Origin of the sequence: Bradyrhizobium cajani (assembly GCF_009759665.1) — a bacterium.
GTDB classification, from domain to species: Bacteria; Pseudomonadota; Alphaproteobacteria; order Rhizobiales; family Xanthobacteraceae; genus Bradyrhizobium; species Bradyrhizobium cajani.
On record NZ_WQNE01000003.1, the window covers coordinates 274,255 to 288,233 of the forward strand.

Annotated in this window: 11 protein-coding genes; 7 read left to right on the plus strand and 4 right to left on the minus strand. The window is 64.6% G+C overall.

The features are described 5' to 3' along the window. Nucleotides 1-248: 248 nt before the first annotated feature. The 3 genes from hisN to GPL20_RS06260 all read left to right on the plus strand — a co-directional run bounded on the left by hisN (nucleotide 249) and on the right by GPL20_RS06260 (nucleotide 3,016). On the plus strand, nucleotides 249-1,031 hold the full coding sequence (gene hisN / locus GPL20_RS06250) for a histidinol-phosphatase (RefSeq protein ID WP_254125797.1): 783 nt from the start codon (nucleotides 249-251) through the stop codon (nucleotides 1,029-1,031). Between the two features lie 22 nt (nucleotides 1,032-1,053). Next, nucleotides 1,054-2,031, plus strand: coding sequence for a Bug family tripartite tricarboxylate transporter substrate binding protein (locus GPL20_RS06255; protein ID WP_157328722.1), 978 nt, complete (start codon nucleotides 1,054-1,056; stop codon nucleotides 2,029-2,031). Nucleotides 2,032-2,221: 190 nt separating this feature from the next. Beyond that, nucleotides 2,222-3,016 carry a dienelactone hydrolase family protein gene (locus GPL20_RS06260; protein ID WP_246250119.1) on the plus strand — a complete coding sequence of 265 codons (795 nt, stop codon included), beginning with the start codon at nucleotides 2,222-2,224 and terminating at the stop codon, nucleotides 3,014-3,016. Between the two features lie 77 nt (nucleotides 3,017-3,093). Here the strand turns inward: GPL20_RS06260 and GPL20_RS06265 are convergent, their stop codons facing one another. Further along, complete coding sequence (locus GPL20_RS06265; protein WP_157328723.1) at nucleotides 3,094-3,987, minus strand: LysR family transcriptional regulator; 894 nt, start codon at nucleotides 3,985-3,987, stop codon at nucleotides 3,094-3,096. An 88-nt stretch (nucleotides 3,988-4,075) separates the two neighbouring features. Between GPL20_RS06265 and GPL20_RS06270 the strand changes: the two genes are divergently transcribed. After that, the gene (locus GPL20_RS06270; RefSeq protein ID WP_157328724.1) at nucleotides 4,076-4,828 is read left to right on the plus strand and encodes a sulfite exporter TauE/SafE family protein; all 753 of its coding nucleotides are present in this window, start codon (nucleotides 4,076-4,078) and stop codon (nucleotides 4,826-4,828) included. Between the two features lie 58 nt (nucleotides 4,829-4,886). Here GPL20_RS06270 and GPL20_RS06275 read toward each other — a convergent pair whose 3' ends face one another. Then, a complete protein-coding gene (locus GPL20_RS06275; RefSeq protein ID WP_157328725.1) occupies nucleotides 4,887-5,519 on the minus strand; it encodes a LysE family translocator in 633 nt (210 codons plus the stop codon). 222 nt (nucleotides 5,520-5,741) lie between these two features. On the opposite strand from GPL20_RS06275, the gene GPL20_RS06280 reads away from it, so the two are divergent. Together GPL20_RS06280 and GPL20_RS06285 are read left to right on the plus strand one after the other, a co-directional pair. Beyond that, the gene (locus tag GPL20_RS06280) at nucleotides 5,742-7,538 is read left to right on the plus strand and encodes an adenylate/guanylate cyclase domain-containing protein (protein ID WP_167532913.1); all 1,797 of its coding nucleotides are present in this window, start codon (nucleotides 5,742-5,744) and stop codon (nucleotides 7,536-7,538) included. Nucleotides 7,539-7,774: 236 nt separating this feature from the next. Next, nucleotides 7,775-10,546 (plus strand): di-heme-cytochrome C peroxidase, encoded by a 2,772-nt coding sequence (locus GPL20_RS06285; protein WP_157328727.1) that lies wholly within the window; start codon nucleotides 7,775-7,777, stop codon nucleotides 10,544-10,546. Between the two features lie 331 nt (nucleotides 10,547-10,877). Here GPL20_RS06285 and GPL20_RS06290 read toward each other — a convergent pair whose 3' ends face one another. Further along, nucleotides 10,878-11,825 carry an alpha/beta fold hydrolase gene (locus tag GPL20_RS06290; protein ID WP_157328728.1) on the minus strand — a complete coding sequence of 316 codons (948 nt, stop codon included), beginning with the start codon at nucleotides 11,823-11,825 and terminating at the stop codon, nucleotides 10,878-10,880. A 220-nt stretch (nucleotides 11,826-12,045) separates the two neighbouring features. Between GPL20_RS06290 and GPL20_RS06295 the strand changes: the two genes are divergently transcribed. Further along, nucleotides 12,046-12,507 carry an Hsp20 family protein gene (locus tag GPL20_RS06295; RefSeq protein ID WP_167532914.1) on the plus strand — a complete coding sequence of 154 codons (462 nt, stop codon included), beginning with the start codon at nucleotides 12,046-12,048 and terminating at the stop codon, nucleotides 12,505-12,507. 303 nt (nucleotides 12,508-12,810) lie between these two features. Here the strand turns inward: GPL20_RS06295 and GPL20_RS06300 are convergent, their stop codons facing one another. Continuing rightward, on the minus strand, nucleotides 12,811-13,584 hold the full coding sequence (locus tag GPL20_RS06300; protein WP_157328730.1) for a hypothetical protein: 774 nt from the start codon (nucleotides 13,582-13,584) through the stop codon (nucleotides 12,811-12,813). Nucleotides 13,585-13,979 lie beyond the last annotated feature (395 nt).

A 13,979-nucleotide genomic window follows, 5' to 3' on the forward strand; every position in this document is an offset into this window, starting at 1 on the left:
GAAACCCAGATTCAGTTTCTTTGATAAGGAAATTCAATGGGTTGATAGCTGTTTGCATACGAACAAGGCATATTCGGAACTAAGTTTTCAACTCTGTGATCGATATTTGGCCAGCAGATGTCTCAAGCGAGGCAGCCGCTTCCGGCATCCAAAATACCAGGGTGCAAATCAAGACAACGCTGCACGCGAGAGGCGATTTGAGCTAGGCAGAAGTGAGCTTCACCCGACTTTCGTTTCGAGGATTCGCCGTGACGGTGATCGACTTCTCCGCCTTCATCGGACGGCTCGCCACCGCCTCCGGCGAAACCATCCTGCCGTTCTTCCGCACCTCGCTCTCGATCGACGACAAGAGCAAGACCAAGGATTTCGATCCCGTCACGGAGGCCGACCGCGCCGCGGAGGCGGTGATGCGGCGGCTGATCAAGGCCAACTTCCCCCAGCACGGCATCGTCGGCGAGGAATTCGGCAATGAGCGCGAGGACGCCGACTATGTCTGGGTGCTCGACCCCATCGACGGCACCAAATCCTTCATCGGCGGCTTTCCGATCTGGGGCACGCTGATCGCACTGCTGCACAAGGGCGCGCCGGTGTTCGGCATGATGCACCAGCCCTTCATCGGCGAGCGCTTCTCCGGCGACAACGGCTCCGCCAATTACAAGGGCCCGTCCGGCGAGCGCCGGCTCCAGGTCCGCCGCTGCGCCTCGCTCTCGGAAGCCACGACCTATACCACCAGCCCCTTGCTGATGAACGAGCGCGACCGCGCCATCTTCGGCCGCATCGAGCAGGGCGCGCGGCTGTCGCGCTATGGCGGCGACTGTTACTCCTATTGCATGCTGGCGGCCGGTCACGTCGACCTCGTGGTCGAGACCGAGCTGAAACCCTACGACATCGCGGCGCTGATCCCGATCGTGACCGGCGCGGGCGGTATCGTCACCACCTGGGAAGGCAAGCCGGCGCAGGGCGGCGGCCGCATCATCGCAGCCGGTGATGCCAGGGTCCACGAAGAAGCCTTGAAGCTTTTGAACCAATAGCAACGCGAGCGGAGAGGCTTGCATGACCATCACACGCAAGCTGCTCGCTGGATTGTTTCTGGGATTGTTCCTGCTGCTGCCGACGCTCGCGTCGGCGCAGACTTTCCCGGCCAAGCCGATCAAGCTGATCGTTCCGTTCCCGGCCGGCGGCCCCAACGACATCATCGCCCGCGTGATCGGCCAGCGCATGTCCGAGCTGTCGGGACAGCCGGTGCTGATCGACAATCGCGGCGGCCAGGGCGGCGTGCTCGGCACCGACGCCGTCTCGAAGGCCGCGCCCGACGGCTACACCATCGCGATATCGAGCGCCGGCGCACTCGCGATCAGCCCGAGCATGGAGAAGGTCGCCTATGACACGCTCTCCGACCTCACGCCGGTGACGCTAGTCGCGACCGTGCCGGAAATGCTGGTCGTCGCCACCAACGTGCCGACCAAGGACATCGGCGAATTGATCGCACTCGCCAAAGCGCAGCCGGGCAAGCTGAACTTCGCCTCCTCCGGCCCCGGCAGCCTGCCGCATCTCGCCGGCGAATTGTTCAAGCTGACGGCGAAGATCGACATCGTGCACGTGCCCTATCGCGGCGCCGCGCCCGCGGTGAACGATCTGCTTGGCCAGCAGGTGCAGATGACGTTCCTGGATCTTCCGGTGCTGCTGCCGCAGGTCAAGGCCGGCGCCCTGCGGCCGATCGCGGTCGGCTCGGCCGAACGCGCACCGACCGCGCCGGATGTCCCGACCACCGCGGAAGCGGGCTTTCCTGCGTTACGCATCGAGAACTGGTACGGCATGGTGGCGCCGAAGGGTACGCCGAAGGAGATCGTCACCGCGCTGCATGGCTTGGCGACGAAAGCCATGGCGGATCCCGCGGTGAAGGAAAAGCTCGCCGCCCAGGGCGCAACGTTGATCGGCGATGAGCCGGAACATTTTCGGCAGTTCATCGCAGATGAGACCGCGAAATGGGCCAAGGTGATCAAGGATGCCGGCGTCGAAACGGCGAAGTAGCGGCAGACCTGTTCCCGAAGTGAATTGACGCGGATCTCGCCTGTTTTGCCCGAGGGGTAACACAAGGAATTGCCGCGGGTCGGCGTAACCACGCAATCACGGCCCTGTGTCGCACACCGCCGCTTTCGCAGTCTGGCGCCGCAATGTCTGGCATGCCAATGTAATTGCGCCAAACCCGCGGGAGGTCAGCATGCGGACAATGATACTGGGAGCATTTTGCGCCATCGCAATGGTCACCAGCGCAAGCGCCGCGATCAAGGAGGAGCCGGTCACCTATACCGACGGCGAGACCACAATGAAGGGCTTCGTCGTGTACGACGACGCCAGCCAAACCAAGCGCCCCGGAATCGTGATGGTGCATGAATGGTGGGGCATCACCAATCACATCCATAACGAGGCACGCAAGTTCGCGCAGCAGGGCTACACGGCCTTCATTGCCGACATGTATGGCGACGCCAAGACCGCCGACAACCCGAAGGACGCCGGCGCGCTCTCGGGTACGGTGATGAAGAACCCGGCGGTCATGGAGTCGCGCTTCAAGGCCGCGCGGGACCAGCTTGCCAAACAGGCTTCGGTCAATCCCCAGCAGATCGGCGCCGTTGGTTACTGCTTCGGCGGCGCGGTGGTTTTGAACATGGCGCGTGCCGGCGCCGACCTCGCCGCCGTTGCAGGCTTTCATGCATCGCTTGGTCTCAATACGCCTGCGCCAGGGCCGGGAACCGTCAAGGCAAAAATCCTGATCCTGAACGGCGCGGACGACCCCTTCGTGAAGCGCGAGCAATACGACGCGCTCAAGAAGGATTTCGACGCCGCCAAGGCCGATTATCGGATCGTCGAATATCCGGGCGCTGTGCACGCCTTCACGAACCCCGAAGCGACCGAGCTCGGCACGAAGTTCAACCTGCCACTCAGATACGACGCCAAGGCGGATCAGGAAGCCAAGGCCGAGGCGACCAAGTTTTTCGACGCCGACCTCAAAAAGTAGACAGAAAGGGCCACCTTTTGGGTGGCCTTTTCGAGCCTTGGCGAGCTGCGTCGTCCCCAGACCTTCAAGATCGTGTCTCACCTCTGAACTTCGGCACGCAAATAGTCCACCAGTTGCTTGGCGGGGCGCGGCAATGATTTGAAGCTGCGGGCGCAGATCGTCAATCTTCGATTGGCCCAGCCATCGCGGATCCGGATGGCCACGATCGGCATCGATCTCGCGCAGCGCTTTGCCGCGTTTTCCGGAACAACGGCAATCCCGACGTCGGCGGCGACCATCTGGCAGATCGCGTCGAAATCGCGCAGGCGGGCGCGAACGCGAAGGCGGGCACCGAGCTTCGCCGCATGCCGGGAGATGTGGACCTGCAACGCAGTCGACGCCGTAAGCCCGACGAAATCGCGTTCGGTCACCTCCTGGAAGTCGATCTGGCGACGACTGCCGAGGTCGCTTCGGCGCGCGGCCACCAGCATCAGCCGATCCTCGCTGAACAGAAATCGTTCGACGCTGTCGGGCAGCGCGTGCTCCGCCGCGAAGCCGATATCCGCAGCGCCGCTGACAATCGCGGCGGCGATGTCAGCGCTCTCGCGCTCCTCGACGTCGACATTGATATCGGGATGCTCGCGCAGGAATGCCGCGAGCGCCCGCGGCAGGTGCTCCGAGAGCCCCGACGTGTTGGCAAGCAGCAGCACGCTCGCCCGCACACCGCTGGCATAGGCGGCAAGATCGCCTTGCAAGGCCTCGACATTATGGATGACGATGCGGGCGTGATCGAGCAGGCTTTCGCCGGCCGCGGTCAACTCGACGCCGCGGCGCCCGCGCTTGAGCAGCGCGACGCCGAGCGCGTCCTCGAGTCCCTTGATGCGCGCGCTGGCGGAGGCCAGCGCCAGGTTCGACCGCTCGGCGCCGCGGGTGATGCTGCGCTGGTCGGCGACCGCGATGAAGAGCTGGAGGTCGACGAGGTCGAAGCGCATGACGGTTTCCCCAGCCTTCGTTTGAGACGAAGGCTATCTCCGGAACCTGCAGATTGTGCCGGCGCGCGGCTTCGGTCAATGTGCAGGGATGATCGACCCACTGCTCATTGTCATCGCCGCCGTCTTCCTGATCGCCGGATTCGTCAAAGGCGTGGTCGGACTCGGCCTGCCGACAGTATCCATGGGCCTGCTCGCGGTGAGCATGGCGCCGAGCCGCGCGATCGCCATCGTGATCGTGCCCGCCATCGTCACCAACATCTGGCAGACCTTCGTCGGCCCACATTTGCGCGACATCCTCAGGCGGCTGTGGCCGCTGATGGTCGGCACCGTGATCGGATGCTGGCTCAATGCCGGCGCGCTGACCGGCCCGCATGCGCGCTACGGCACCGTGGTGCTCGGCGCCCTGCTCGTCATTTACGCGGTGATCGGCCTGAACAAATTCCAGTTCCGCGTCGCGCCCAGGAACGAGAAATGGGTCGGCGGCGTGGTCGGTGTCGTCACCGGCGTGATCTCGGCCTCGACCGGCGTGCAGGTGATCCCTTCGATGCCGTTCATGCAGGCGATCGGCATGGAGAAGGACGAGCTGGTGCAGGCGCTCGGCGTGTTCTTCACGACGGCGACGTTGGCGCTCGCCTTCAACCTGACCGCGGGCGGATTGCTGACGCCCGCCAACACCGTGCCCGGCGCCGTGGGCCTTGCCATGGCCTTTGCCGGCATGTTCATCGGCCAGTCGGTGCGCGCCCGGATGCCGGCCGAAGCGTTTCGCCGCTGGTTCCTGATTGCGATGATCCTGCTCGGCCTCTATCTCGCCGGCAGCGCGCTGTTGAAGGAGTTCGCGTAAGGAACGATCGTCGGGTGGGTTGCCCCCGCGCGGCTCCCATCTCATTCGTTCGAACGAGCTACCGTGTCTCCAGCATGGCGACGCGGATGCCGAGATAGATGAAGAGGCCGCCGAGCGCACGGTTGACCCATGCGATCGCGCCCTCGGAGGTCCGCAAGCGGTGCGCGGCCTTCGCCGCAAAGGCGGCCAGCACAAGGCACCACAGCGTTCCCGTGCAGATGAAGATCAGGCCGAGCGTGAGGAAGGCGAGCGGCTTGTGCGGCGCGTCAGCTGCGACGAATTGCGGCAGGAAGGCCAGGAAGAACAGCGCGACCTTGGGATTGAGCGCGTTGGTGAAGACGCCCTGGAGGAAGACCCGCCGCAGCGAGCTCCGCACCGGCTCGTCGATGGCCGAGGCCAGCACCGGGCGCGACCACAGCATCTGAAGTCCGGTCACGATGAGATAGGCTGCACCGACCAGCTTCAGGATCGAGAACGCGGTGGATGAGGCCATCAGCAGGGCCGAAAGGCCGATCGCCGCGCCCGCGACATGGAAAAAGCAGCCACAACTGATGCCGAGCGCCGCAGCGGCGCCGCCCCGCCAGCCCATCTGCATGCTGCGGCCGATCACATAAACGGTATCCGGACCCGGTGTGATGTTGAGCAGCACGCCCGACAGGATGAAGAGCCAGATTTCATGAATGCCCAGCATGTGAGGTGCCCTCGCCGTCCCGACCGCCTTTGGGGGCCGGCTTAGTCGGTTCGGCCTCCGCCGTCCACCGCCAGGACTGCGCGGGATTTACCTCGAATTTGCAATGCGGATCATGCTTTCGCTCGGCCTCATCTGCTCTATAAAGGCAGGGTTCTTGAAATGCGGGATTCGAGGCGACTGCCACACCGTGGCCGGTCCCTTGCCCCTTGGAGCTCCGAGGATATGGAAAGACGTCTGGCCGCCATCGTCTGCGCCGATGTCGCCGGCTATTCGCGCATGATGGGCAGCGACGAGGCCGGCACGCATGCCGCCTTCAAGGCCCATCGCAGCGCGATCCATCCCATCATCCTCAACCATGGCGGCCGCGTCGTGAAGAATACCGGCGACGGCTTCCTGCTGGAGTTCCCCAGTATCGTCGGCGCCACCGAGGCGGCGATCGCGATGCAGACTCTGATGGCGGAGCGCAACCACCATCTGCCGGCCGATCGCGCCATGCAGTTCCGGCTCGGCATCCACATGGGCGACGTCATCGCGGACGAGGATGAGGTGTTCGGTGACGATGTCAACATTGCCGTCCGCCTCGAATCCGTGGCGAATCCCGGCGGCTTCGCCATCTCGGCCAAGGCCCACAGCGAGGCGAGCAAGCATCTGACCGTGCCACTGGTCGATGCGGGCAACCATCGTTTCAAGAACATCAAGGATGTGGTCGGGGTCTGGACCTGGACGCCCGAGGGCGCGCCGTCGCTCGCACCCGAGCTCAGGGAGGCGTCCGCCCTCTCGCAACAATATCGCACCGCGATCGTCGGCGTGCTGCCCTTCGCCAATCTCAGCGATGCCCAGGATGAATATTTCTCCGACGGCCTGACCGAGGATCTGATCCACGCGCTGGCGCTGCAATCCTTCTATCGCGTGCTGAGCCGCAACTCGACCTTCGCGTTCAAGGGCGCGAATGTGAGCACCCGGCTGATCGCACGCGAGATCGACGCCACCTACCTGATCCAGGGCTCGGTGCGCCGCGCCGGAGCCAAGATCCGCGTGACCGCCGAATTGATCGCGCCGGAGACCGGCGAGCAGCTCTGGACCGGTCGTTACGATCGCGACATCGGCGACCTCTTCGCGATGCAGGACGAGATCACCACCAACCTGTCCGCAGCCATCGCCACCGAGATCGTCCGTGCCGAGGCCTCGGCGCCTGCGCGACTCTCGACCGACGTGACGGCCTGGGACCGCTTCCTCAAGGGGCTCTCCCATTATTACCGGCAGACCAAGGAGGATTTGACCGCCGCCGTCGACCTGTTCCGGGAGGCGATCAGGCTGGATCCCAAACTGTCGATCGCGCACGCTTATCTCGCCACGATCCAGATCCAGAGCATCCAGTTCGGCTGGGTCAAGGGCACGCGCGAGATGTGGTCCGAGGCGATGCATCTCGCCGAGACCAGCGTCCGGCTCGACCCGCGCTCCTCCTTCGCGTTCTCGATCCTGTCCTGGGTTCACGGCATGGAAGGCCATTACGAGGCCGCGATGGACGCCGCCAAGCGCGCGGTCGCACTCAATCCCTACGACAATGGCGCGCGCGGCGTGCTCGGCATCTGTCATTTCATCATCGGCGAGCACCGCGAGGCGATCGAGCTGTTCTCGATGGCCGCCCAGCGCGACAACAACGACCCGCGCTACCAATGGGCGGCGCTGAACGCCTTCAGCCATTATCTGTTGAGGCAATATGACGCGACGCTGTCATGGGCCCGCGAGCAGCTCTACATCAACCCGAACCACATGCAGGCGCTGGCGATCAGCGCCGCGGCACTGGCGCAATTGGGGCGGAGCGACGAGGCGACCGAGGCCGCCAGCGTGCTGATGGGCAACTACCCGACCCTCAATGTCGACCGTCACCTGCGCAATTTCCACTGGAAGCGGTCCGAGGACATCGCCCATTATCGCGAGGGTCTGCTGAAGGCGGGCGTGCCGCTGACCAAGCTGACCCTGGTGCAGAGCGACGTCAAACGCGCCGCCGAGTCCTGAAAGGCCGGCTGCGGCCCCTTGCAGTCCCTTCTTCCGACCTCATGCCTGCTTCATTGCTTGAGCGTCAGCTTTTCGGAAAACACTTTCCCGGATCATGCTCTTGTTGACAGGACAGTGAATTCGGCCACACTTCGTTACACGCTGAAGTAGTATAGTTTGCTGTCGGTTTGTTAGGACTTTCCGCGCTTGATCGGCGCGCCTGCTTTTACGATTCGCCGCCTTGAGGAAATTGGGCCATGCATCACCCCGCTTCGAAGCCGCCCTTCGACCCCTCGATCCAGGTCTCGCCGAACAACCCCTGCCCGTTCCTGCGTGGCCTCGTCGGCGAAGGTTTCGTCGATGGCGGGACCGTCCCGCTCATTACGCTGTCGCAGACGATTGCGAATGCGACCGGCGAGACGGGCCTGAAGAAGGTCTCGGCCCGCATCCAGGTCCGCGGCGTTGCACTCATCGCCAACGGCTTCAGTCACATCCTGAAGAGCATCTGGTCGGGCGCGCAGCTCGACGCGCTACGCGGCGGTCCCCTCGACAAGCGCGGTGCCGGCTCGCGCATTCTCGGTGTCGACGGCAAGGTCAACGAGGACGAGATCGCGCGGTTCGCAAGCTTCGGCCGGACCTACACCGATCCGAACACCGGCAGCAGCGAGCCCGGCCTCAACGCCGCGGAAATCAAGATTTTCATGCGCGACAACCTCAAGCGCGCCGGCAATGCCGCGCGCTGGTACTACCCGCTGCTGATGAAATTCGAATGGCCCATCCTCCTGAAGATCATGGGCAAGGGCAAGAACGACGAGCAGCGCTATCTCAGCGTGGCCGACGTGCGCACGCTGTTCGAGGAGCGCAAATTCCCTGACCGGATCAACCAGCGGATATTGTCGCAGCCGCTGCTGTCGGCCTGCCAGCTCCGCTTCCGCTGGGCGTTCGCGCTCACAGCGCTCGTCATCGGCCTCGGCCTCGTCGCCCTGGTTGCGGTCGCCGAATTCCCCAACCAGGTCCGTGCGATGCTGCCGCAGAAGGGCGTCCTCGCGCAGCTGCTGCCGCCGCCCTTGCCCACGCTCCCGGAGACCAAGGCCGCCTATTGGCTCGAGCAAAACTGGTCGCTGAAGGACCGGCACTGGTTCCATCATGCCAGCCAGGGCACCGCGACCTTTCCGGTGCCCTATGAGTGGTTCATGGCGCTGGAGCAGCCGCGCCTTCGCCTGCTCTCGCAACCGGGCATGATGAAGGACGGCACCTATCTCGAGCAATACGGCTTCATCCCGAGCCCGCAGACGATCGAGACCGACGCGACGACGCTGCGCCGCTTCGGCTACGCCAATGTCTATGAGACGACGCAGGTGCCGGACTGGTCGACGAGGTGGACGCCGGCGGAGAACGTCGATGGCCTGCCGGTCGGCTTCGCGCGGATGACGGCGGTCGTCGATCCGGCGACGGGCCGCCGCGAAGAGGACAAGATCGGGCTGACCTGCGCGGCCTGCCACACCGGCCAGATCCACTACAAGGGCGTCGATGTCCGCTTCGACGGCGGCCCGGCGATGACCGACCTGAAGAAGCTCGAGCTCGCGACCGGCCTGTCGATCGCCTACACGCTCTACGTTCCGTTCCGCTTCCAGCGCTTTGCCGATCGCGTGCTCGGCACCGAGGCCAGCAAGGCGGATCGCGACGCGCTCAAGCAGAAGCTCAGCGCGACCGGCACGTTCCTGATCGACTGGGCCAAGAACTACGAGAAGACGATCGAGGGCAAGAAGACCTGGGACGGCAAGCAGCAGCAGGACACCGAGGAAGGATTTGGCCGCCTCGACGCCCTCAATCGCATCGGCAACCAGGTGTTTTCGCAGGATTTCGCGCTGAACGGGATCAAGGGATTCGAGAAGAACCTGCATGCCCAGGACGCGCCGGTCAGCTATCCCGCGATCTGGACCGTGCCGTGGTTCAAGTTCGCCCAGTACGACGCCTCGATCGAGCAGCCGCTGATCCGCAACGCCGGCGAGGCCCTCGGGGTGACGGCGCTGCTCAATCTGTCCGACGCCTATCCCGAGGACCGGCTTTGGCGGTCCTCGGTTCATATCAAAACGCTCGGCTGGATCGAGGACATGCTCAGAGGTCCGGATCCGTTCAAGCCGGCCGATCCCGCGGCCGGTCCGAAGTTCGGTGGCCTGCTCGCGCCAAAATGGCCCTCGCAGATCCTCGATGACGCGTGGAAGCTGAAGGCCGATCGCGTCGACCGCGGCCGCGCGATCTACAGTGAGATGTGCTCGGGATGCCACCTGCCCGCCGTCGACACCCCGGCCTTCTGGTCCTCCAGGCATTGGGAGCCGAGCGGCGACGGCAAGGTCCTGAACGCGGTGACGATCCCCACCGACGAGATCAAGACCGATCCCGAACAATCGTTCGTGCTCGGCAACAGGGTTGTCGATGTGCCCGGCTTCCTGAAGGTGAACACGGCCGAGCTCAAGACCTGGTGGCAATGCGACGTCCCGACCGCGAGCTCGCCGACCGAGATGGTGTATGCGCTCGGCCTCATGACGGTCGTCGACCTCGTCGCCCGCAAATGGATGGACGACGAGAAGACCCCGGAAGCCGAGCGGGCGAGACTGTGGAACCTCGCGCGCAAGAACTGTCTCAACCCGGCGCCCGGACCGCGCTATCGCGCGCGGCCGCTGAACGGCATCTGGGCGACCGCGCCCTATCTGCACAACGGTTCGGTGCCGTCTCTCTACTGGTTGCTGAAGCCACAGAACGAGCGCCCGCAAAAATTCTGCATGGGCCGCCGCGACTATGATCCCGTGACCGTCGGCTTTGCAGTCACGGCAAACGAGACGTGCAAGATGGGCGAAAATGAGTTCTCGATGACGGGCCCTGATGGCAAGCCGGTCCAGGGCAACAGCGTGCTCGGCCATTCCTTCGAGCGCAAGGAAGGCGAGCCGAAACGCCCCGGCGTCATCGGCCGCATGTTCAAGGACGACAACGAGCGCTACGACCTGATCGAATATCTGAAGACGCTGTGAGCCGCGTTCCACCTCTCTTCTGCCGAAGCTTCAGCGAAGGCGGATGCGGGAGCGGTCGGAATTCATCCACGCCGTCATTGCGAGCCAACGGGTCCGCGCGAAGCGCGGCCCGATGACAGGCTCCGCGAAGCAATCCAGATTGTCTCCGCGGTGAGGGGTCTGGATTGCTTCGTCGCAAGAGCTCCTCGCAATGACGGAGAATGAGGATTCTCCGCGAATTCAACTCCTACCGTCGTTGCGGAAGCAGCCCCTCACCCCGCCCCCCTCAGCGCGAGCGAAGCTCGTCGCGGCCCCGCAAGCGGGGCGAGGGAGCGCACCGTCACTGCCCCACTCACTTGAACAGCGGCGTGCCCGGCACGAAGGCATCGAAGGCGGCCCAGAACTGGGAGCGGTAGCGGTCCTGCTCCTGGAGGATCTCGTGCTTGGCGCCGGCGATCACGAGATGGGAGCCGGCGCGTAAGTGATAGGCGAATTCCTCGATCGCCGCGGTCGAGACCACGGTGTCGTTGGAGGCCGCCAGCATCAGGATCGGCTGGCGGATCTCGGACGGGTAGTTCATGCCCTTGAAGGTGTGCATTGCGCGGAACGCGGTGTCGGCCCAGGCGACCGTCGGTGATGCGAGCCCGAGGGTCGGATCCTCCTCCAGGATCGCGGCATTGCGCGCATAGCGCACGGGATCGCTGGTGAGGGGATTGTTGATGAAGGGATCGAGCCCGGTGAGGCGGTCGCTGCCGCCGGGCACATAACTGCCGCCCTGGCCGAGCAGGCGCATCGTCTTGAGCAGCGCGCGCACCGGAAACGAGGTGGTGCGGCCGGGCAGGTCGATCATCGGCGCCGACAGCACCATGCGGTCGAACCAGCGCTTGCCCGCATGTGCGACGCGCAGCAGCACCGTGCCGCCCATGGAATGGGCCAGCGCGAAGAAGGGCGGCGGGCAATCCGGCAGCACCACCTGCTGAACGAAGGCCTCGACGTCGATTTCGAAATCGGCGAAGTCGCGCACATAGCCCTTGCGCGGATCGCGCAGGCGGCGCGAGGAATGGCCCTGCCCGCGCCAATCGATCATCGCCACCGCAAAGCCGCGGTCGCGCAGATCCCGCACCGTCTCGAAATATTTCTCGATCTGCTCGCTGCGGCCGGTGAAGACGCAGACGGTGCCCTTGCGGTTCGCCGGCGGCGCCCAGCGCGCAAAGCGCAGCTCGACACCATCGGGGGTCTTGATGGTGCCGCTGACGACGTTTTCGGGAACGGGGTTGGACGGGATCGAGACCAGCGTCATGATTGGAGGTGCTTGGGCCCAAAGTGCTGGGAATCAAGGGGCGGGAGCGCCGAAAAGGCGCTGATGCCGCCCTCTTGAACGCCGTCTGGACTCACCCATATCACCTTCGTGCAGGCCGCTACCAGTGTTTCGGAACCGGAACATCAGGCTGCACACAGACGAAAGCCCGGCCCGATTGGCGGGCGGGTTACCCAACAGTCGCTCAATGGAGGACTTGACCATGCGTACCTACGATCTCACCCCCTTCTATCGTTCCACCGTCGGCTTCGACCGTCTCTTCAACCTGCTCGACCAGGCAGGCTCGGACGGCAGCCCCGGTTATCCCCCCTACAACATCGAGCGTACCGGCGAGAACGCCTACCGCATCACCGTTGCGGTCTCCGGCTTTTCCAAGGATGAGCTCTCCATCGTCGCGAAGGAAAACACGCTGACGATCAAGGGCGAGAAAGTCGCAGCCGAGAACGCGAAGTCCGAAGTGCTCTACCGCGGCATCGCCGCGCGCGCCTTCGAGCGCGCCTTCCAGCTTGCCGACTTCGTGCAGGTGAAGGACGCCTCGCTCGAGAACGGCCTGCTTCACGTCGACCTCGTTCGCGAGATTCCCGAGGCCAAGAAGCCGCGCCAGATCGCGATCACCACCAGCGCGCCGAAGGCGCAGGTGATCGAGAGCTCAGTCGCCGCCTAAGCACATCGACTGCCACCAAGTTACGAAAACGCCCCGGTGCCCCGGGGCGTTTTTTGTTTTGCCCCGCATAAAAAGCGCCCGAAATGTCGGGCGCTTTGTTTTGCTCAACTGTCTCCCCGCTGTCGTCCCTGCAAACGCAGGGACCCATAACCCCAGGGAGACGTTTGGCGAAGACTCGGAGTTTGAGACTCGCACTTCATCCTGATCGACAGATCACGCGGTATGGGTCCCTGCGTTCGCAGGGACGACACTGAGAGCGTGGCGCGCACGCGCGCCTCACGGCGCGCCTATTAGCTCGCAGCGCTAGTCCAGCCCCTGCGCCGCCGGCATCTCCTGGGTCGGCAGGATCGTTGCCGCCGGCTTGGCCTGATCGACGGTTGGCGCGGCGGCTTGCGGTGCGGCCTCAGTGGGCTTGGCCTGTATGGCAGCGGTCTGCTGCTGCGCGGGTTGCGCCTGCGGTGCCTGAGCCCGCTGCGGCGCGGGTTCGGCCGGCTTGGCGGCGACCGGTGTCTCGCCGCGCCGCGGGGCGGCCTTGGGCAGCGGCACGGAGCGGCTTGCCACATGCGGGATCGGGGCCGGCGGGCGCGGCGGGCCGCTGCGGACCATGGTAGGCGGCGGCAGTGCGCTTTGCGGGCGGTAAGGTGTAACCGCGGGCTCCTCGTAAGACGGCGCCATGCCATAGGCGTCGGCAGCCGGCATGAAGCGGATGATCCGCCCGTCGCGGGCATCGATCACGAGGCGGCCGTCGTCACCGCGGCGGTCGATCACCGTGATGCTGTAGACGCTGCCGCGCAGGCGCGGGATGCCAAGCGGCGAGAAGCCGTTTTCCCGCAGCACCGCATAGACCTCTGTGGCCGGCAGCAGCGCCGGGCCGCGCTCCTCGTAGCCATAGCCCGGGCCAAAGCCGTAACGCGGCTGTGGTGGCGGCGCGACCTCCGGCGGCCCGTAGGGTCCGTCGAAATCCGACACTGCGATAACGCCCCCTCTCACGATACCGCTAGCCGGAACTTGCGCTTGGGTCGCGGTCGCGGCCAGCGCCAGCGCGGCGGCGGCCACACATCCTGTGAAAAACTTCATGGTCGAAACGCTCCTGTCAGGCCCCCGGATCATCGCGCTCTTTCGCTTCTTGCGGCGCGGCGCGCTTTTCGAAGGGGCGATCCGGAGCTTCAACGGGGATTTCGGCGCCGCTTGGGCCGGATCAGGGCGCGTTTGCTTCAAAACCGGGGCCACGCGCGTCCGGAAAGCGATGATTGACACTTTGGGAATCGGGACTTTCGCGCGCTTGTGTGCTAGACAAAAATTTGGCAAGGTGATGGTTAGGACAGGAAAGCTGTCTCAATCTTGCTCGCGGTCCCGGCACAGGGATTGCAGCGAAAGCTGGTGCTTCCGAGCGCCGGAAAGTTAACAGGCAAAGCCGTTCTCGGGGACGTAGAACGCCTAGGCCTGGATTTAAGAAAATGCGGCTCGCAGCG